21 protein-coding genes and 1 pseudogene are annotated in these 18,310 nt (G+C 68.5%); 8 read left to right on the forward strand and 14 right to left on the reverse strand.

The window, feature by feature from the left end:
- Positions 1–47 precede the first annotated feature (47 nt).
- The 3 genes from CGU35_RS08745 to CGU35_RS08755 form a co-directional block, all read right to left on the reverse strand.
- Positions 48–593, reverse strand: coding sequence for a MerR family transcriptional regulator (locus CGU35_RS08745; RefSeq protein WP_100811102.1), 546 nt, complete (start codon positions 591–593; stop codon positions 48–50).
- Positions 594–720: 127 nt separating this feature from the next.
- Entirely contained in the window at positions 721–1,413 is a 693-nt protein-coding gene (gene ftsR, locus CGU35_RS08750; RefSeq protein WP_100811380.1) for a transcriptional regulator FtsR, read from the reverse strand.
- The gene (locus CGU35_RS08755; protein ID WP_100811381.1) at positions 1,413–1,871 is read right to left on the reverse strand and encodes an FHA domain-containing protein; all 459 of its coding nucleotides are present in this window, start codon (positions 1,869–1,871) and stop codon (positions 1,413–1,415) included. The genes ftsR and CGU35_RS08755 overlap by 1 nt, the downstream gene beginning before the upstream one ends.
- Before the next feature lie 288 nt (positions 1,872–2,159).
- Between CGU35_RS08755 and CGU35_RS08760 the strand changes: the two are divergent.
- Both CGU35_RS08760 and lpdA read left to right on the forward strand, forming a co-directional pair.
- Positions 2,160–2,606, forward strand: a pseudogene (locus CGU35_RS08760) (copper resistance protein CopC); the annotation flags it as partial.
- Positions 2,607–2,669: 63 nt separating this feature from the next.
- A complete protein-coding gene (gene lpdA / locus CGU35_RS08765) occupies positions 2,670–4,070 on the forward strand; it encodes a dihydrolipoyl dehydrogenase (protein ID WP_100811104.1) in 1,401 nt (466 codons plus the stop codon).
- A gap of 71 nt (positions 4,071–4,141) precedes the next feature.
- On the opposite strand, the gene CGU35_RS08770 is transcribed toward lpdA, so the two are convergent.
- Entirely contained in the window at positions 4,142–4,759 is a 618-nt protein-coding gene (locus tag CGU35_RS08770; RefSeq protein WP_258034410.1) for a CYTH domain-containing protein, read from the reverse strand.
- Positions 4,760–4,772: 13 nt separating this feature from the next.
- Positions 4,773–4,988, reverse strand: a complete 216-nt coding sequence (locus CGU35_RS18545; protein WP_232711202.1) for a response regulator — start codon at positions 4,986–4,988, stop codon at positions 4,773–4,775.
- A gap of 93 nt (positions 4,989–5,081) precedes the next feature.
- Here CGU35_RS18545 and glgP point away from each other — a divergent pair, with 93 nt between their 5' ends.
- Both glgP and CGU35_RS08780 read left to right on the forward strand, forming a co-directional pair.
- Positions 5,082–7,601: an alpha-glucan family phosphorylase gene (gene glgP, locus CGU35_RS08775; RefSeq protein WP_100811106.1), complete on the forward strand. Its 2,520-nt coding sequence runs from the start codon at positions 5,082–5,084 to the stop codon at positions 7,599–7,601.
- Between the two features lie 3 nt (positions 7,602–7,604).
- Positions 7,605–8,339, forward strand: a complete 735-nt coding sequence (locus CGU35_RS08780) for a glutamine amidotransferase (protein WP_100811107.1) — start codon at positions 7,605–7,607, stop codon at positions 8,337–8,339.
- A gap of 80 nt (positions 8,340–8,419) precedes the next feature.
- On the opposite strand, the gene CGU35_RS08785 is transcribed toward CGU35_RS08780, so the two are convergent.
- The 9 genes from CGU35_RS08785 to CGU35_RS08815 all read right to left on the reverse strand — a co-directional run bounded on the left by CGU35_RS08785 (position 8,420) and on the right by CGU35_RS08815 (position 15,858).
- Positions 8,420–9,139: an NAD(P)H-hydrate epimerase gene (locus CGU35_RS08785; protein ID WP_100811108.1), complete on the reverse strand. Its 720-nt coding sequence runs from the start codon at positions 9,137–9,139 to the stop codon at positions 8,420–8,422.
- Positions 9,136–10,191 carry a YihY/virulence factor BrkB family protein gene (locus CGU35_RS08790; RefSeq protein ID WP_100811109.1) on the reverse strand — a complete coding sequence of 352 codons (1,056 nt, stop codon included), beginning with the start codon at positions 10,189–10,191 and terminating at the stop codon, positions 9,136–9,138. The genes CGU35_RS08785 and CGU35_RS08790 overlap by 4 nt, the downstream gene beginning before the upstream one ends.
- 61 nt (positions 10,192–10,252) lie before the next feature.
- Positions 10,253–10,408: a hypothetical protein gene (locus CGU35_RS18125; RefSeq protein WP_157813920.1), complete on the reverse strand. Its 156-nt coding sequence runs from the start codon at positions 10,406–10,408 to the stop codon at positions 10,253–10,255.
- A 114-nt stretch (positions 10,409–10,522) separates the two neighbouring features.
- Positions 10,523–11,551: a type IV pilus biogenesis protein PilM gene (gene pilM, locus CGU35_RS08795; RefSeq protein ID WP_157813921.1), complete on the reverse strand. Its 1,029-nt coding sequence runs from the start codon at positions 11,549–11,551 to the stop codon at positions 10,523–10,525.
- 36 nt (positions 11,552–11,587) lie between these two features.
- A complete protein-coding gene (locus CGU35_RS08800) occupies positions 11,588–12,208 on the reverse strand; it encodes a prepilin peptidase (RefSeq protein ID WP_100811111.1) in 621 nt (206 codons plus the stop codon).
- Between the two features lie 715 nt (positions 12,209–12,923).
- Entirely contained in the window at positions 12,924–14,075 is a 1,152-nt protein-coding gene (pilM, locus tag CGU35_RS08805) for a pilus assembly protein PilM (RefSeq protein WP_100811112.1), read from the reverse strand.
- Between the two features lie 48 nt (positions 14,076–14,123).
- Entirely contained in the window at positions 14,124–14,531 is a 408-nt protein-coding gene (locus CGU35_RS08810) for a type IV pilus modification PilV family protein (protein WP_100811113.1), read from the reverse strand.
- A 93-nt stretch (positions 14,532–14,624) separates the two neighbouring features.
- On the reverse strand, positions 14,625–14,750 hold the full coding sequence (locus CGU35_RS18720) for a hypothetical protein (RefSeq protein ID WP_258034400.1): 126 nt from the start codon (positions 14,748–14,750) through the stop codon (positions 14,625–14,627).
- Positions 14,751–15,057: 307 nt separating this feature from the next.
- Positions 15,058–15,858: a glycosyltransferase gene (locus CGU35_RS08815; protein ID WP_100811114.1), complete on the reverse strand. Its 801-nt coding sequence runs from the start codon at positions 15,856–15,858 to the stop codon at positions 15,058–15,060.
- 157 nt (positions 15,859–16,015) lie between these two features.
- Between CGU35_RS08815 and CGU35_RS08820 the strand changes: the two genes are divergently transcribed.
- The 4 genes from CGU35_RS08820 to CGU35_RS08835 all read left to right on the forward strand — a co-directional run bounded on the left by CGU35_RS08820 (position 16,016) and on the right by CGU35_RS08835 (position 18,307).
- Positions 16,016–16,429, forward strand: a complete 414-nt coding sequence (locus CGU35_RS08820) for a DUF4383 domain-containing protein (protein ID WP_100811115.1) — start codon at positions 16,016–16,018, stop codon at positions 16,427–16,429.
- Between the two features lie 2 nt (positions 16,430–16,431).
- Positions 16,432–16,971, forward strand: coding sequence for a hypothetical protein (locus CGU35_RS08825; protein ID WP_100811116.1), 540 nt, complete (start codon positions 16,432–16,434; stop codon positions 16,969–16,971).
- Positions 16,972–17,133: 162 nt separating this feature from the next.
- Complete coding sequence (locus CGU35_RS08830) at positions 17,134–17,520, forward strand: DUF1304 domain-containing protein (RefSeq protein ID WP_100811117.1); 387 nt, start codon at positions 17,134–17,136, stop codon at positions 17,518–17,520.
- A gap of 61 nt (positions 17,521–17,581) precedes the next feature.
- Positions 17,582–18,307 (forward strand): hypothetical protein, encoded by a 726-nt coding sequence (locus tag CGU35_RS08835; protein WP_100811118.1) that lies wholly within the window; start codon positions 17,582–17,584, stop codon positions 18,305–18,307.
- The last annotated feature ends 3 nt before the right edge of the window (positions 18,308–18,310 follow it).

Here is an 18,310-nt window from a genome sequence, read left to right on the forward strand (position 1 = left end):
CCTGGCGCGACGAAGAGACCGCTGCGTGCTGACCGGAAGGGCTGGGGTCAGGCGGTGCGAGCCGAACGGCGAGCGGCGAGCTCGTCGATCGTGTCGACGGTCTGCGGGTCGAACTCGACGAGCGTGGACTCGACCTCGCGCAGGACCTTGCCGACAGCGATGCCGAAGACGCCCTGGCCGCGGCTGACCAGGTCGATGACCTCGTCGTTGGACGTGCAGAGATAGACGGATGCCCCGTCGCTCATGAGCGTGGTGCCCGCGAGGTCGCGGATACCCGCGGCCCGCAGCTGCTCGACCGCGGTGCGGATCTGCTGCAGCGAGATTCCGGTGTCGAGAAGACGCTTCACGAGCTTCAGCACGAGGATGTCGCGAAAGCCGTACATCCGCTGCGATCCCGAGCCGCTCGCGCCGCGAACGGTCGGCTCGACCAATTCGGTGCGGGCCCAATAGTCGAGCTGACGGTACGTGATCCCGGCGGCGCGCGCCGCGACGGCACCGCGGTAGCCGACCTCATCGTCCATGGCCGGAAGGCCGTCCGTGAACAGCAGGTCCGAGTCGAAACGTGTCTCGTCAGCGAGTTCGCCAGCGTTCATCGCGTCCTCCTCGCCTGGTTCCGAGACGCACGTGCGCGGCTCATCCCCCACGCTAGGACACCCGCCGTCGACGAGCAACGACATCCGCCGCGACACGCCGGGCGGCTCGGCGCAGGTCTCGGAACGGTCACGGAAGCAACCGGGTGAGCGCCGAGCGGACGAAGATCGCGCGTACCTCGTCGAGGCGTCGCGCCAGCTCGGGACCCACTTCGTTCGCCCTCGCCCGCGACGGCGCGTCGGCGCGATGCGTGAGCGGAGCCAGCGCCTGCTCGATCAGCGAGACGTCGCGCTCGGCACTCTGACGGATCGTCCGCAGGTGGCGCGGCTCGATTCCGTGGCTGTCGAGCGAGACGATCGCACGCAACAGCGAAACGCTCTGATCGCCGAACGACTCGGCGGCGGGCAGGATGCCGGACGACACGGCCTCGTTGAACAGCTGCGGGGTCGCACCGGCCGCACGGAGCAGCTCGTCGCGGCGATACCGGCGTCCCTGCGGGTGAATCGTGGGCGGCGGCTGCTGCCCCGGATGGCTGGGGTTGCGTCCCGCATCGAGATCGCTCAGATACTCGCGGATCACGTTGAGGGGCAGGTAGTGATCGCGCTGCAGCTGGAGGGCCAAGCGCAGCCGGTCGACGTCCGCGGGAGAGAACTTGCGGTAGCCCGACTCGGTGCGGGTCGGTGTGACGATGCCCTGCACCTCGAGGAAGCGTAACTTCGAGGTCGTCAGAGTCGGGAACTCCGGCGTCAGACGAGCGAGCACCTGCCCAATGCTGAGCAGACCCGCGCCCGGCGCGGAGCTTCGAGTAAGAGCCGCGGGCATCAGCCGTCCGCCCACAACGGCAGATCGACCGGGGAGATGAAGAAGGTCAGACGGAACTTTCCGATCCGCACCTCGGCGCCGTTCACGAGCAGAGCGCGATCCACGCGCTCACCGTCGACATAGCTGCCGTTGAGCGAGCGCTGGTCGACGATCTCGAAACCCTCGGGGCGACGCGTGATCTCGGCATGACGACGCGACACGGTCACGTCGTCGAAGAAGATATCGGCCTCGGGGTGTCGGCCGATCGTGGCGACCTCGGCATCGAGCAGATAGCGCGCTCCCGCGGTCGGGCCGGAACGGACGAGCAGGAGAGCCGCTCGCGCCGGGAGGGCCGAGATGGCGTCGAGTTCGGCCTGTGAGAGCTCGGACCCGAACGGAACGAAAGAGAGGTCGGAATCGTGTCCGAACGTCTGCGTCGTATCGGGCGTGGAATGCGCCGGCTCGGCCTCGCGGCGCATGGCCTGGGGCGTCTGGTCCTGCTGTTCTGACACGCTGTCCTCCTCGCGCTCCAGACTAGCCGATCGGATCCGTGCGCGACGGGCCGGAGTGCGGTGTTCACCGCCCGATGGGTGCTCAGGGACCCTCGATTAGGCTCGGGGGGTGATGTCTCAGCCGCAACGCCGCCCGTCCGCCGTTCGACGCTCCGGGCTCGCGGCGTTGATGGTCGCCCTCTGCGCATTCTTCGTCGCCGCACCGTCCGCGGCCTGCGCGCACGATGAACTGATCGGCAGCACCCCCCCTCGAACGGCGAGATCGTCGAGGTCGGCCCGACCGAGATCGATCTGCGCTACAGCGCGAATCCGCTCGAGGGCGCCGGCGCGACCGAGGTTCTCGTGATCTCCCCCTCGGGGGCGGAGGTGCAGCAGGGTGATCCCGTTCTCGACCGCAACGGCGTCATCCAGGAACTGTCCGGCACGGACGAACGTGGCACCTACACGGTGGTGTGGCGGATCGTCTCGAGCGATGGTCACCCGATCTCGGGCGAGCTCACCTTCTCGGTCGGCGAGCCATCCGAACCCGCCGGTCTTCCGACCGCGGGCGGCGCCGGCGGCGAAACGGACCCGGACACGGATGCCGTGGGTGTCGACCTCACCGCCATCTGGATCATCGTCGGCATCGTCGCGATCGGCCTCGGGGGCGCTCTCGTCGCCGTTCTGATGGTTCGCGCACGACGCCGCAACGACGGAGTTTGAACGGCAACGGAACGGGTCGCGACCCCGGCACTGGAGCACCGCGCGGGGTCTAGGCTTGAAGCTATGCCTCACTACGACGTCGTCATTCTCGGCGCCGGCCCCGGCGGATACGTCGCGGCCGTGCGAAGCGCTCAGCTCGGTCTTTCGGTGGCCATCATCGAAGAGAAGTACTGGGGCGGTGTCTGCCTCAACGTCGGCTGCATCCCCTCGAAGGCTCTTCTGCGCAACGCCGACCTCGCGCACGTGTTCACCCACCAGGCCGAGCAGTTCGGCATCTCGGGAGACGTGCACTTCGACTTCGGCACCGCGTGGGATCGCAGCCGCAAGGTGTCCGAGACGCACGTCAAGGGCATCCACTTCTTGATGAAGAAGAACAAGGTCACCGAGTACGAGGGCCGCGGATCGTTCGTCGATGCGAACACGATCGACGTCGCGAAGGCCGATGGGTCGAGCGAGCGACTGACATTCGACAACGCGATCATCTCGACCGGCTCGCGCGTGCGCCTGCTCCCGGGCGTGCAGCTCAGCGAGAACGTCGTGACGTACGAAGAGCAGATCATGACGCGCGAGCTGCCGAAGTCGATCGTCATCGTCGGTGCCGGCGCGATCGGCATGGAGTTCGGCTTCATCATGACCAACTTCGGGGTCAAGGTCACGATCATCGAGTTCCTCGACCGCGCCCTTCCCAACGAGGACGCGGACGTCTCGAAGGAGATCGCCCGCCAGTACAAGAAGTACGGCGTCGACATCCTCACCTCGACCAAGGTCGACTCGGTCACCGACCACGGCGACAAGGTCACGGTCACGTACACGCCGAACAGCGGCGGTGAGACGCAGTCGATCGACACCGACAAGGTCCTCATGTCGATCGGGTTCGCGGCGAACGTCGAGGGCTACGGCCTGGAGAACACGGGCGTGAAGCTGACCGATCGCGGCGCTATCGAGATCGACGACTTCATGCACACGAACGTGCCCCACATCTATGCGATCGGCGACGTCACGGCCAAGCTGCAGCTCGCGCACGTCGCCGAGGCACAGGGTGTCGTCGCAGCGGAGACGATCGGCAAGGCCGAGACCATGGCGCTCGGCGACTATCGCATGATGCCTCGTGCGACGTTCTGCTCGCCCCAGGTGGCCTCGTTCGGGCTGACGGAGCAGCAGGCGCGCGACGCGGGCTACGACGTCAAGGTCGCGAAGTTCCCCTTCTCGGCGAACGGCAAGGCGAACGGCCTCGGCGAGCCCATCGGGTTCGTCAAGCTCATCGCCGACGGCGAGCACCTCGAGCTGCTCGGTGGCCACCTGATCGGCCCCGACGTGTCGGAGCTGCTGCCCGAGCTCACACTGGCCCAGAAGTGGGACCTGACCGCGCTCGAGGCCGCGCGCAACGTGCACACCCACCCGACGCTGTCCGAGGCCGTGCAAGAGGCGTTCCACGGCCTCGCCGGTCACATGATCAACATGTGACGAACTTCTTCACGAAGAACCGACGCCCGGCCTCGCATCGAGAGCCGGGCGTCGGTTCTCTCGTTCGCGGGTCAGCGCCCGAGGGCGCGTTCGAGTTTCGATCCGGATGCCGCGGGCACTCCCCCGACGGCGGCCACGACGGCGTCCACCGCCCCGAAGAACTCGGCCCGACCACGATCGTCGGCGGGCGCCGCGGGGCCGAGCTCGACCTCCCACTCGCGCCAGCGCGCAACGTTGCCCGTCTGCAGGTCGGTCGCCTCGACGTGATCGTCGACGTACTCGGCGACGACAGCGCCCGAGGCATCGTGCAGCAGGATCGCGTGACGCTCGTTGCGCACACGCGCGATCGGGCGCAGTTCGGTGTCGCCGCACCAGTCCGCGACGGCCGCGCAGACCTCGTCCGGCACCGCCATCGCGAGCGGATCGGAGGACAGGGAATCGTCGAGGGGCCAGCCCCACTCGTGCCGCCCCTCCGGAGCGCTGGACTTGACGTGCCATCCCTCATCGGGACCGCCCGTCCGTCGCCTCAACGCGACGGCTCGACGCGCCAGAGCGAAATCGGCCGTGTCGAAGTAGATCGCGTCGAGGGAGCGCAGCTCGGTCGGAGCGACCCGGGCCACACCGGGAAGCGCGGCCAGATCCGGGATGCGGGTGACCTCGCTCACGTCGTACTTGCGCTCGACCTCGATCGAGCGCTTCGGCTCATTCGTCGCTCGGCCGAATCTCTTGCGTCTCTTCGACGTAGACGAACGTGGCCTGTGTGGGGCCGTCCGCTTCGCCGGTCTGCTCGAGCTCGCCCTGGCGGCGGTAGACGATCTGACCCTCGCTGTACGGCAGGACGAGCGAGTCGTCGTCGGCATCCTCGAGGGGTACCACCTGGCCGTCGAGCGGCCCTCCGGAAAGTCGTGCAATAGACATGATTCCTCCTTCTTCGACCCTACCCCGCGGGCGCGACCGGCCCCCGCCACCCACGATGGGAAGCCGTCAGACGACACCCCTAAGATCAGTCGCATGAAGGCTATTCGAACGTTCACGGTCCGCCCCGTCCTCGCCGAAAGCATCGCGGCACTCGACACCCTCGCCGCGAACTGGCGCTGGTCGTGGAGTCGCGCCACGCACGCCCTGTTCGAGTCCATGGATCCCGCCGTGTGGGCGAAGGTCGGAGAGAACCCCGCACGGATGCTCGGTGCGCTGGGCCAGGAGCGGCTCGACGCCCTTGCCCGCGACGACGCATTCGTCGGTCGGGTCACCGAGGAAGCCGATCGGCTCGAGGCCTACCTGACGCAACCGCGGTGGTTCCAGCGCGTGCAGGGCCCGAAACCCGAGCACATCGCCTACTTCTCCCCCGAGTTCGGGGTGGACGGCTCGCTCCCCCAGTACTCCGGCGGCCTCGGCATCCTCGCCGGCGATCACCTGAAGAGCTGCTCGGACCTGGGCGTGCCGCTGACGGGCATCGGCCTGTTCTACCGCGCGGGATATTTCCGCCAGTCGATCGGCGACGACGGCTGGCAGCGCGAGAGCTACCCGCTGCTCGACCCCCACGGCCTCGGTCTGACGCTGCTGCGCGACGGCGACGGCACGCCGGTCGAGGTGTCCCTCGACATCACGGCCGGTCGCGTGCTGCACGCGCGCATCTGGGTGGCCGACATCGGTCGCGTGCCCCTGCTGCTGCTCGACTCCGAGACGCCCTCCAACACGGAAGAGATGCGCCGGGTCACAGACCGCCTGTACGGCGGCGGCGGCGAGCATCGGCTCTTGCAAGAGGCACTGCTCGGTATCGGCGGTGTGCGCGCCCTGCGCGCCTGGTGCCGCGTGACGGGCCGACCGGAGGCGGACGTCTACCACACGAACGAGGGCCACGCGGGGCTGCAGGGCATCGAGCGGATGTCGGAGCTCATCACCCACGATGGCCTGACCTTCGACGAGGCACTCGCACAGGTGCGCGCCTCGACGGTGTTCACGACGCACACCCCGGTCCCGGCCGGCATCGACCGCTTTCCCAAGGACCTGATCGCCGACTACCTCACGGCCGGTGTCGTCAGCGGCATCGACCCGCAACGTGCTCTCGCGCTCGGGCTCGAGAGCTGGCAGGGCGGCGATCCGAGCGTGTTCAACATGGCCGTGCTCGGCCTGCACCTCGGGCAGCACGCGAACGGTGTCTCACTGTTGCACGGCGAGGTGAGCCGCGGGATGTTCGGGCAGTTGTGGCCGGGCGTCGACACCGACGAGGTTCCCATCACGTCGATCACGAACGGCGTGCACCCGCCCACCTGGCTGCACCCCGCGCTGAAGGGCCTGAGCGAGCGCGCCTTCGGTGATGCGCACGTCGAGACCCACGATTGGACGGACGTCGCGCGCGTCCCGGATCGCGAGCTCTGGGACACACGTTCGACGATGAAGGGCGAACTGGTCGACGAGGCGCGCAGCCGCACCGGCCTCGCGGGCGTCCTCGATCCCGAGGCACTCACGATCGGGTTCGCGCGACGCGTGCCGACGTACAAACGCCTCACGCTCATGCTGCGGGACCCCGAACGGCTGACGCGGATCCTGACCGACCCCGAGCATCCCGTTCAGATCATCGTCGCGGGCAAGTCGCATCCCGCCGACGACTCCGGCAAGCAGATGATCCAGGAGCTCGTGCGATTCAGCCGTGATCCGAAGGTTCGGGGGCGGATCGTGTTCCTGCCCGACTACGACATCTCGCTCGCCAAGACCCTCTTCCCCGGCTGCGACGTCTGGCTCAACAACCCCATCCGTCCCCTCGAGGCATCCGGCACCTCGGGCATGAAGGCGGCGCTCAACGGCGCGCTCAACCTGTCGATCCTCGACGGCTGGTGGGACGAGTGGTTCGACGGGCAGAACGGCTGGGCGATCCCCACGGCCGACACGGCGAGCTCGGATGACGAGCGTGACGACGCCGAGGCATCCGCACTCTATGACCTGATCGAGCACCAGCTCGTGCCGAAGTTCTTCGACCGTACGGACGGGGTCCCCACGGAGTGGCTCGGAATGGTCCGCCACACGATGAGGGTGCTGGGGCAGAAGGCGACGAGCGACCGGATGGTGCGCGAATACGTCGCCCGTCTGTACACGCCCGCGTCGGAGCACGCGACCGAGCTGCGCGCCGACGATTTCGCCCTTGCGCGCGAGCTCGCGGATTATACGGAGCGCGTGCGTGCGGCCTGGCCGTCGGTGCACATCGCGAGCGTGGACGGGTCGGGCATCGCGCAGCAGGCAGCCGCCGGCGACGTGCTCGAGGTGCGCGCCGCCGTCGCGCTCGACGGGCTCTCTGCCCACGATGTCGCCGTGCAACTCGTGTGCGGGACGACGGATGCCGAGGACGCCATCACGGGAGAGCGTTCGATCGTGCCGCTGGCGGTCTCGGGCGATCCGGTCGACGGGCTGACGACGTTCACGGGCACCGTGCCGCTCGCCGTGACGGGTCCGTTCGGTTACACGGTGCGCGTCGTGCCGACGCATCCGCAGCTCGTCTCGGATGTCGAACTCGGCCTCGTCACGTATGCCTCGTAGCCGGTGAGACCGTTCGTACTGCTCGCCACGCGGGCCGAGGACGTGCCCGCGGACGAGGAGTACGCCGCGATCCTGCACGCCACGGGACTCGATGAGCGTGACCTGATCCGGGTGCGTCTCGAGGCCGGTCCGATGCCGGAACTCGACCTCGACGCCCTGTCGGGCATCATCGTCGGCGGTGGCCCGTTCAACGCCTCCGACGCGACGGAGGCCAAATCGCCCGTGCAGCGGCGGGTCGAAGAGGAGTTCGACGCCCTGCTCGACCGGGTCGTGCCGGCCGACTTCCCGTTCTTCGGGGCGTGCTACGGCATCGGAACGCTGGGCGTGCACGAGGGCGCCGCGATCGACCGCACGTTCGGCGAGCCGATCAGCGTCGTTCCGGTCACGCTGACCGCGGAGGGCGCGCGCGATCCGCTGTTCGCCGGGCTCCCGACCGAGTTCGGCGCGTTCGTCGGTCACAAAGAGGCGGTCTCGCGCCTGCCCGCGCACGCGGTGCACCTGGCATCCTCACCGGGGTGTCCCGTGCAGGCGTTCCGCGTCGGACGGAACGTCTACGCGACGCAGTTCCATCCCGAACTCGACGTCGACGGCATCACGACGCGCATCCACGCCTATGCGGGGCACGGCTACTTCGCCCCACACGAACTCGAGACGACGCTCGCCGCCGTGCGCCGGGCGCCGGTATCGCATCCGTCACGGATGCTGCGGACGTTCGTCGAGCTCCACGCGCGCGGCTGAGTGACCCCAGGGGGCGCGAACGGTCGCGACTCGCCGTGTCGCAGCACGGGCACGCGGCGAGTCGCGACCGCTCGCCGCGGTCAGGCCACGAGACGGACGGGCACGGATGTCTCGAGCTCCGGTCGCACCCGCGCCAGGGCGGGCCCGAGGCCCAGGTCGACGAGGCGGATCTCGCCGGCAACCTCCGGGCCGCGTCCCCGAACAAGACCCGCCTTCAACGCACCGAAGGTCACGGTGATGTCGGCGGGCAACACGGCGTCGTCGGCCGAACCGTCGTCGGGGTGCAGGCCGCTCGGAAGGTCGACCGCGACGACACGAGGCCGGTCCGGCGCATCCGTCGACACAGCGGGGATGATCGCCTCGACGACCGCCCGCGCGATCCCGCGGAGCGCGGGCGATGGGGACGTGCCGATGCCGAGGATCCCGTCGACGATCACGCTGAAGCCGGATGCTCCGGCCCGCACCTCGTCGAGACCGACACACCGTGCACCCGCGCGGCGAGCGGCACCGAGACCCTCGCTGTGCGCCCGATCGGACGTCAGCAGCAGACGCACGGGTATGCCCGAGCTCGCGAGCGAGGCCGCGGCGAACAGCGCATCCCCACCGTTGTTACCCGACCCGACGAGCACGAGTACGGGTCCCGCGGGATTGCCGGATGCCTCGAGCATCTCGCGCACGCACGCATCGGTCGCCGACGCGGCGCGCGCCATGAGGGGTTCGCCCGCCGCGATCAGGGGCTGCTCTGCGGCGCGGACCGCCGCGGCGGAGTATGCGGGGGTGGTGACTCCGGTGTCACTCATGTGTCTCCCTTCGATCCAGAGAGCGCCTTCTCGCGCTCCTCCTGCTCCGCCCGTCGCGCACGGTCGAGTTCGGCCTTGGCCACCTTCAGAGCGATTTCGGAACGTTGGACGCGCCGCGCGGCGAACGTGGGGGCCCCGTAGCGGGCGGGCACGCGATCCCGCTGCTCTTCGACACCGGTGAGGATGTACGCGGCCGAGATCAGCACGACCTGGCTCGACAGGTTGAACCAGAGCAGCAGGGCGATGAGCGCGGCGAATGAGGCCAGCAGCGGGTTGGCGCGCGCGCCTCCGACGAACAGGCCGGACAGCTGTTGCAGCACGGTGAGCCCGAGCCCGCCGAGCAGGGCGCCCGTCCAGAGCGTGCGACCCGAAGCCCTCACCCCCGACAGCACGCGGAACACCACGGCGATGACCACGGCGTCGAGGACGAAGACGACGACGGCGGACAGCAACCAGGTACCCCACGACGAGAGCGGGTGGTCGGGCGGCACCCCGAACCATCCGCCCACGACATCGACCAGCGCGGTTCCGAAGAACGTCACACCGGCCGCGACCACCAGCGCAACACCGACCCCGACGGCGACGGCGAGGTTTCGGAGCAGGGCCCAGACGATGAAGAGGTCTTCGTTGGGCTGGTCGGCGAGCGACCGCAACGCGGAACGCACCTGACCGACAGAGCCGATGGCCGCACCGACCAAACCGATCGACGACAGAACTCCGGTCAGTGACAGACCCGCCGGCGCCGTGATGTCCGAGGGATCGATCAGCCCGTCCGTGCCGACCAGCCCCGGGATGACGGAGTTGACCGCGTCGATGAGTGCCTGCCAGGCGGCGGCATTGCCCGAGAGCCACAGGGCCGCGATCGAGAATCCCAGAAGCACCGCGGCGAAGACCGCGAACAAGAGGCGATACGTGATGCTGTCGGCGAGCATCGGGCCCCGATGCTCGGAGTAGAGAAGGAGGGCGCGAACGGGCTTGCGCTGCAGCGCCCACGCGATGATCCGGGCGATGGGTGGTCGCGGGGCCTGCGGACGCGCTTCGGTATCGGCCATCTGGTCAGGCTAATCGCGCGACGGCAACCGTGCAGCACCTTGACAGCCCGGGCGGATCCCGTCAGGGCGCCGGGCGGGCGACGGCGAAACCGATCTGCACCTCTCCCGTCCCCCATGGTCGCGCCTCGGCCTGCTCGACCGCGATCCGCTGTTCCGCATCCCCGGCGAGCAGGGCCGCCGCGGCGCACGCCAGGGCGGCCGCGGCGATGATCACCATGAGAGCAATGAGCCACCGGCGGGCGAGGGATTCGCGCGCGCCGTTCGATCTCCGCGACCGGCATCAGATTGACGCGCGGAACCCTCGCGAGAACGAGGGCCGACGCCTGAGTCTTCATCTGCGGGAGCCCACCATCGTCATCGCGATCGTCGAGACCAGATTGAGATCGAGATCCATCGACGGGCCCACCGCGCCCCGGAGCGAGACGATGGCGTGAGCGGTGACGGTCTGGGGCGACACATCCAGTACCCGGGCCAGTTCACCCCGCACTCCTTCCGCTGCCATTCCGGCACCGCTGACGCACACCGTGGAGATACGTGCCGCCCCGGGGCGGTTGCGATAGAACGACAACGCGCTCCGCACCCGGTCGGCGAGAGCCACGACTGCAGGAACAGCAGCGGAGCCACCCGATGCCGTGCGCGGCGCAGCCGCTGTCGCCGCGGACCCCGCGAGGACGAACTCGCGGTCGCGGGTGGGACGAACGGCGGCGGCGTGGGCGCGCACCCGGGCCGCCGAGGTCGGAATGTCGACCGGGACGATGCTCACGAACTGCGGGACACCGTCGACCGCCACGACGACGTAGCTCGTGTGGTCGCCGACGTGAACCATGGCCGTCGCGTCGCCGAGGCGTCCGAGGCGGCTCGACAGGCGTGCGAGCCCGAACGGGACGACATCGATCGTGTCGACGGAGAGCCGGGCCATCGCCAGCGTCGACACCAGCCCGTCGATCGTTTGCAGCTGCGCGGCCACGAGCAGGCCGCGCAGCTGACCATCCGCCTCGGCGAACGGGAAGTAGTCCAGGACGGCATCGGAGACGGGCATCGGGAGCACGTCCCCCGCCAGCACGGGGAGCATCTGCCGAAGGGTGGCGGGCCGCTGCGTCGGCGTCGAGAACTCGCGCACCACGACCCCCGGACCGCCCATGCCCAGAACGACACGTCTGCGGCGGATACCGGCGCGGCTCCAGAGCTCGGCGAGAACGCCCGCGACGGCCCGCGGGTCGAGCACGAGCGAGTCGCGTGCAGCGCCCGAAGGCAACGGCATCTCGCCCGCGGCGACGAGCGCGGGCGCCCGGCCCGTCGTCACCTCGACGGCGCGCACGCTCTCTTCGGTGATCTCCAGACTCACGATCGTTCGAGCCACTGCAGCCTCCGCTTCCCTCTCACCCTCGATCGACGCCTAGGCGCCGACGAGCAGCCCCGTGTACCAGGACGAAACGGGCTCACCGGCGGCGATCCCGACCCACGCACCCGCCAGCATCCACGGCCCGAACGGGATCGCCGTGCGACGCCCGGCACGTCGTGTCAGCAGGAGGATGGCTCCGAACAGCCCGCCCAGGATGAAGGCGGCGAGCGTACCGACGATGACGCTGCCCGCGCCGAACCAGCCGAGCTGGATCCCGACGAGTCCCGCGAGCTTGACGTCCCCGCCGCCCATGCCGTCCGGACGGACCGCGCGCAGGAGCGCGTAGAAGCCGAAGAGAACCACCATGGCGATCGCGGCACGCAGAAGCGCCGCCCAATCACCACCGAGAACACAGGCGAGTGTGAGCAGGAAGAACGACACGAGATAGCTCGGCAGAACGATCGCGTTCGGCAGACGGTGCGTCTTGAGGTCGATCAGCGACAACACCACACTGATGGCGGCGAAATAGAGAATGGCGATGGCGACGAAGACGTTCGCGACGGGGCTGACCACAGTGCCCGCGAAGACCGCCGCGGCGAAGAACCACGCCACGGCCGCCACTACCGCTGCGGTGACGACGACGGCCGGGATGATCGCGGGTGCGCGCGCGGTCATGATGGACCACAGCGGGGCGACGAAGCGTGGGGGGCCATGCGTTCTCTCTCCCCTGGGGGCCGACACAGGGGGTCAGTCGGGACGGGAGCTTCCCTCCGTCAGGGCCTGGGCCCGTCCCGACTGCTTTTTGGCGAATGCACTTGCATGCATCCATCCCCCACGGAGAATCATGAGGGCTCTCTCATCTTTGTGTCAAGGTGCCCGACTTTTCAATATGCGCAAACACGGACGCTTTTGCATGCCTCTTTGCTCCTATTCGCCGAATGTTCGGCATTCGGCCGAAAGCAGAGAATTCTATAAATCCCAGGTTATCATCGGTTTATGGATGTCTCGGAAAGCGGATATAGCGCGTAGAGCCAGGGATGAACGGACTTTCCTCGGCGGGCCACAAAATTCTCATCTTCAGGAAACATCCACGAAACATGAGAGGACATCCGGGCAGGGATGAGAGGACACTCATCTCCACGGGTCGGCGCGGCGCGTGCTCCCTTCCCGAAAAAGGGACACGCCCCCGACATCGATCAACGATGTCGGGGGCGCCCATTCGGTCACAAGAACAAGGGGGGTGGGGGGATGCCCGTGCGACCGAATCCAAGCGTCGCCTAGCCCGGCGACTGCACCACCCACGAGGTGGCGAGCGTCAACACCGACGCCAGAACAACGGAGATGACAAGGATGCCCCCCGCTCGAATCACGAGTGCCTCGGGAATGAGGCTCATGCTGCCTCCTGCGAGAGCACGAGACCGATGGTGCTCACCAGATCCCGAGCGACGTCACCGCCGGGGACGACGGAGGTACCGACCGGAACCAGGTCGCCGGCCTCGACGAGGACGACCTGCATGTCCACAGCGTCGTCGATCGCATCGAACACGCCGGGCGACGCAGCGCCGGCACCGCTGAGCAGCACGCGATCGATCTCTGGTGCGTCATCCGAGCGACCCTCGTGAAAGGCAAGAGTGCTGCGAACGCGCGAAGCGAGGTCCGCGGCCGCCACCGGCACGGGAGCGGCGAAGGGTGAACCCGGTCCTTCGGCGCCAGCGCCGAGACGCACCCGACCGAGAGGTGTGTCGGCGTCGACGCGCGCGGCGAGAGCCGAATACACATCGACGACCGTCGTATCGATGCCGGAGAACGCCGGATCTGCGTCGGAATCGGCGTGCGCGGACGAGTGAGGCAGGGTGCCGGTCCCCGCGTTGTCATCTGCCACCGCTCGGTTGTCCACCCGGGCAATCGAGGCCGCCGTCGGAATGTCGATCGGCAGGATCCGCACAAAGAGGGGCACTCCCTCCCGCACGATCACCACGTAGCTGGTGTGGTCTCCGACGTGGACCATGGCGAGCGTCTCGCCGTGGATCGCGAGCGTGCCCGCGGCGCGGGCCAGACCGAAGGGCGCGAAGTCGACCGCATCGGCACGGAGCCGCGCCTTGCGGAGCGTCGCGAGAAGAGTGGAGACGGTCTGCGAGACGGCCGCGACGAGCAGACCGCTCGTCTTCCCGTCCGCCTCGGCGATCGGCAAGAAGTCCAGAACGGCCTGGCTGGCCGGCACGGGAAGCAGATGTTGCACCTCGGACGGCAGCGAATGCGCGAGCAGATCCGGGCGAACCGTCTGCGTGGCGAACTCGCGCACGAGAACCCTGCGGCTACCGATCCCGAGTACGACGCGCCTGCTGCGGAACCCCCCACGGCTCCACAGCTGGCGCAACGCACGGGCGACGGCATCCTGATCGAGAACTTCCGAGTCGCGCGCCGCTCCCCAGGGCAGCGCGATCTCTCCGCTCGCGACAAGAACGGGTCGATCACCAGCGGTCACCTCGACCGCGCGAACGCTCTCTTCGGTGATCTCCAAACCGACAACGGTCTTGGCCATCTGCCGTCACCCCCTTTCCCACATATCGTGCGTCCGTCCGCCTTCGGATCAGACGGCTGGCTGGAGCAACGTGCCCGGCGCCGCGACCTCGAGAGCGGCGACCGAAACGGCCGACCCCTCCGAGTGCCTCGCCGGGCACGTGCCCGGAGTGATGTGCGTCGGTGCGGAGCCGGTCTCGGCGACAGCTTCCCCGGTGACAGCCCCCCGCGACTCGAGCAATGTCGCCATTGCCGAGCCGACGAGCTGCGCCCGCAGCGCCGCGACGATGGAGTCGGTGAAGGCATCCGCCCTCGCCGTCTCCCGATTCCCCACGCTCGACTGCATAGCAGCGATCACGAGCGGACGTGCCGCTCCGGTAATCGCCGTCAGCAGCAACATCGAGATGACGACCTCGACGAGACCCAGTCCCGCGTCAGTCCTGGTCGGTCCCCACCAACCACCTCGCACCATCCCCATGTGCGCCCACCCTCCCCAGTGCGAGCTTGCATTCCCCAGCCGCCCGGCTCTCGCCGGACGTTCTTTTCGACCCGCGCAACGCGCGGGACGTTGTCAACCGACTGCGATGTGCGAGCTGTCGCGCAAGACGCCACGACTCGGAGCGGCCACGCTCAGAACCGGGACGAAGATCGCCGCGCGTCGGCCCCAGCCGACGACGTGATCCGTGGATGCACGCATGCTCGTATCCCCCAGTGGAATTCCCCTATGACTCGACTTCGACGACGGAAGGAGCTCCAGAAAATTCCCCAGATGACCCCCGGCCCCCAAAGCCAGGTATGCGGGACCGTCAAGCGATCCCTTCCCGTTCAGCATCATGAGACAGTTCTCATGATGAAGTCAAGCCGGAATCGGCGAGCCCGCTTCCGGAACTCACTGTTACACGCCAAGAATTGCCTGATCGACGCGAATAAAGTCGTTTTCGTCAGCGCGAGAGCGGCCTCCGAGATTTACCCGATCCTGAGCCGAACCTGAGGTTCGTCGACCTTCACCGACCGAAGCCCGGTGCCCACTCGTCGCCTTCGTCGAGAACCTCGTGACGGGTATCGGGGTGCTCGAGGGCCACCCGTTCACGTCGCCAGGCCGCACCGACGGGCCAACTCGCGGCGAAGGTCGGGATCACCCGCCCGACACGTCGCCAGAGTGCTCCGTGGGACGCGAACGGACGTGCGGAGACAGGCATCCGCAGTGTCGGGTCATACCTGACCCCGTCCGTCCGACGCAGGTGGATCGACAGGTCCAGATCATCGTGAATACCGGCGTTCGAGCGGTCGACGTCGTCGCGCACCCGCACCCAGAGCGTCGAGCGCATCGCGAAGTTCGAGCCGAAGACCGGCGGATGTCCCAGCCACGGCGTGACCCAGAAGTACATGCCGCCGATGTACCACTTCGCACCCAGATACCGCACGATCGGACCGGCACCGTAGAACTCGGCCGAACCGGTGAGGGCACCGAGTGCGGGGTCGGCGACGAAAGCCCGCACGATGCGCGAGATCCAGTCGGGGTGCGGGCGCGAATCGGCGTCCACCCGCGCGATGATGTCGCAGTCGAGGGCGGCCTCGTCGTAACCGTGCGCGGCCGCAGGCCAGATGCCCACGACATCCTCCACGAAGACCTCGGCGTCGTGCGCGCGGGCGACGGCTACCGAAGCATCCGTGCTTCCGTTGTCGACGACGATCACCCGATCGGCCGGGCGATCCTGCGCATCGAGAGCCGCCAGGCACGCCTCCAGGAATTCGGCGTCGTCACGACACGGAATCACGACGGCGACACGGGGAGTGAGCGGCACGTTTTCCAACCTACTCCGCGGGTTCGGAACTCGGTCGCAAGGGCGACATGTTGTCGTGTTTGCGGACGGAACGCAATCCCCTCAGCTTTCAATCCAATGATCGTTAGCCTCCGAAACACCCAACGACACGGAATCACCGTGCAGAACGGAGGCGCTCATGCGCACATCACCCAACCGCCTGGTCGCCATCATCTTCGGCGCCGTCTACATCCTGGTCGGCCTGCTCGGCTTCGCCGTGACCGGCGGCGTCGGATTCATCGCAACGGACGGCGGGCTGCTCCTCGGAATCTTCGAGGTCAACCCGCTGCACAACATCGCGCACCTCCTCATCGGTGCCGCCCTGCTGATCGCCGGACTCTCGTCCGTCCGCGCCGCCAAGGGCGTCAACATCACGGTGGGCGCGGTCTACCTGCTGCTCGGAATCGTCGGCTTCTTCCTCGTGAACACGGCCGCCAACATCCTCGCGCTGAACACCGCCGACCACTTCCTCCACCTCGCGAGCGCGATCGTGCTGCTCGGTGTCGGACTCGGCGCAGAGCGCGGCACGTCGACCCGTTCGGCTCTCGCCTGACCATGTCGACTCGCATGTGGCCCGCCCTCTTCGCCTGGGGGGCGGGCCTCATCCATATCGCCGTCGCGGCGGGCTCACCGATCGGCGTACTCCTGCCGCTCACGGCGCTGGGTGCCGCCGAGCTGGCGTGGGGAATCGTCGCGCTGCGCCTCGGGCGGATGCCGCTGGTCCGCACGACCCTCGGGGTGGGTGTCGCCGCGACCCTCGGCGGACTCGTTCTCGCCCTGTTCGACCTGATGGCGTGGATCCCGCTCGTGAGCTCGAGCATCATGCTCGTGGCGGTCGCGGGCGCGGCGGCCGCGACGATGCGCGGGGCCGCTCGGACAGGGGACGGACGGGGCGCAGCCGGAAGGGGCGCAGCCGGAAGGGGCGCGGATGCCGAGTCATCCGCTCGCTCGTCGGCACCCGCCGGGCGCACGCTGATCGGGGTCGTCGCGGGAGCCCTGCTGGTATCGGCGCTGACGACCCCGGCGCTCGCGCAGACCAACGCCGGCGACTACGCCGTGCCGCACGGCGAGATGACGGGCCACCACGGGCACTGACCCTTTCCGGGGCTGAGGCTTTCCGTCCGCGAACGGACGCGACTCGCCGCGTGATCCCCTGCGGATACGGCGAGTCGCGTCCGTTCGCGAGAAGACACGGCAACGTCGGCGCGGGATGATGGGGTGTTGGCGCGAGGACGTCGGCACCGAAGGAGCGCACCCATGGTCATCGCCGGTCTGATCTTCGCGGGCCTCGCGGCCCTGATCCACGTCTACATCTTCGTGCTCGAGTCGGTCGTCTGGACGACCCCGCGGGCGCGAAGGACGTTCGGCACGACCCGCGAACAAGCGCAACAGACGCGCGAAATGGCATTCAACCAGGGCTTCTACAACCTGTTTCTCGCCGTTGCGACGGGACTCGGGATCATCCTGGTCGCGGTGGGATACCTGCCCGTCGGCGCCACCCTCGTGCTCGTCGGCACGGGTTCGATGCTCGCCGCGAGCCTGGTGCTGGTGCTGTCGTCGCCCGCGAAGGCGCGCGCCGCCGCCGTTCAGGGCGTTCCGCCGCTGATCGCCGTCGTCCTGGTGACCGTGGGGCTCGTTTTCTGATTCGTACACCTGTCCCGTCAACCCCCTGTCCAGTGTCGAAGCTTTGTTCTAGCATGACGGGATGGCAACGCTCCTCCCCCACGCAGCGGCTGGGCATGATCGAGCTTCGCCCGCGGACGAGCTGAGGCGCCTGCGGACGCAACTCGAGCGCGCACAGGCACCGCGGGTCGATGCTCCGCCGTTGCCGGTGCATCCGTTGCTGGCAGAGCTCCTCCCCGAGGGCGGGCTGCGTCCCGGCTCCTCGTATGCGATCTCGGCATCCCCGAGTCTGCTGCTGGCGCTCATCTCCACCGCGTCGCAGGCGGGATCGTGGTGCGCGGCGATCGGGATGCCGACCCTGGGTGCCGAGGCCGCCGCATCGTTCGGTGTGGACCTCGAACGTCTCGTGCTCATCCCCGAACCGGGCCAGCGGTGGCTGGCGGTAGCCGCGGCGGTAGCCGAGGTCCTGCCGATCGTGGCGGTACGCCCGCAAGGTCGCGCCCGCGACGGCGATGTCGCGCGGTTGAGCGCCCGCCTGCGCGACCGCGGCACCGTTCTGCTCGTGCTGGGCGATTGGCCCGGAGCAGATGCCCTGCTGAGCGTGAGCGAACCGTACTGGAGCGGTGTGGAAGCCGGGCACGGATATCTCGAGGGCCGCGAGGTCACCGTCACCGCGAGCAGCCGCCGCTCCCCCGTGCCACGGAGCGCCCGGATGCTGCTACCCGGCCCCGATGGAGGCCTGGACGTTCGCACCCCGGCCCGCGACACAAACCTTGCTCCGCCCATCCGCATTCGAGCGGCGGGCTGATCG

This window comes from Microbacterium sp. BR1 (assembly GCF_002812725.1).
Classification (GTDB): Bacteria; Actinomycetota; Actinomycetes; order Actinomycetales; family Microbacteriaceae; genus Microbacterium.

Coding starts and splice junctions, on each gene's coding strand:
- CGU35_RS08820 (WP_100811115.1), top strand. CDS start 16,016: ATGCGCACATCACCCAACCGCCTGGTCGCCATCATCTTCGGCGCCGTC.
- glgP (WP_100811106.1), top strand. CDS start 5,082: ATGAAGGCTATTCGAACGTTCACGGTCCGCCCCGTCCTCGCCGAAAGC.
- CGU35_RS08810 (WP_100811113.1), bottom strand. CDS start 14,531: ATGGGGATGGTGCGAGGTGGTTGGTGGGGACCGACCAGGACTGACGCG.
- CGU35_RS08835 (WP_100811118.1), top strand. CDS start 17,582: ATGGCAACGCTCCTCCCCCACGCAGCGGCTGGGCATGATCGAGCTTCG.
- CGU35_RS18720 (WP_258034400.1), bottom strand. CDS start 14,750: ATGCGTGCATCCACGGATCACGTCGTCGGCTGGGGCCGACGCGCGGCG.
- CGU35_RS18545 (WP_232711202.1), bottom strand. CDS start 4,988: ATGTCTATTGCACGACTTTCCGGAGGGCCGCTCGACGGCCAGGTGGTA.
- lpdA (WP_100811104.1), top strand. CDS start 2,670: ATGCCTCACTACGACGTCGTCATTCTCGGCGCCGGCCCCGGCGGATAC.
- CGU35_RS08800 (WP_100811111.1), bottom strand. CDS start 12,208: ATGACCGCGCGCGCACCCGCGATCATCCCGGCCGTCGTCGTCACCGCA.
- CGU35_RS08830 (WP_100811117.1), top strand. CDS start 17,134: ATGGTCATCGCCGGTCTGATCTTCGCGGGCCTCGCGGCCCTGATCCAC.
- CGU35_RS08745 (WP_100811102.1), bottom strand. CDS start 593: ATGAACGCTGGCGAACTCGCTGACGAGACACGTTTCGACTCGGACCTG.
- ftsR (WP_100811380.1), bottom strand. CDS start 1,413: ATGCCCGCGGCTCTTACTCGAAGCTCCGCGCCGGGCGCGGGTCTGCTC.
- CGU35_RS18125 (WP_157813920.1), bottom strand. CDS start 10,408: ATGGTGATCATCGCCGCGGCCGCCCTGGCGTGCGCCGCGGCGGCCCTG.
- CGU35_RS08755 (WP_100811381.1), bottom strand. CDS start 1,871: ATGCGCCGCGAGGCCGAGCCGGCGCATTCCACGCCCGATACGACGCAG.
- CGU35_RS08785 (WP_100811108.1), bottom strand. CDS start 9,139: ATGAGTGACACCGGAGTCACCACCCCCGCATACTCCGCCGCGGCGGTC.
- CGU35_RS08790 (WP_100811109.1), bottom strand. CDS start 10,191: ATGGCCGATACCGAAGCGCGTCCGCAGGCCCCGCGACCACCCATCGCC.
- pilM (WP_100811112.1), bottom strand. CDS start 14,075: ATGGCCAAGACCGTTGTCGGTTTGGAGATCACCGAAGAGAGCGTTCGC.
- CGU35_RS08825 (WP_100811116.1), top strand. CDS start 16,432: ATGTCGACTCGCATGTGGCCCGCCCTCTTCGCCTGGGGGGCGGGCCTC.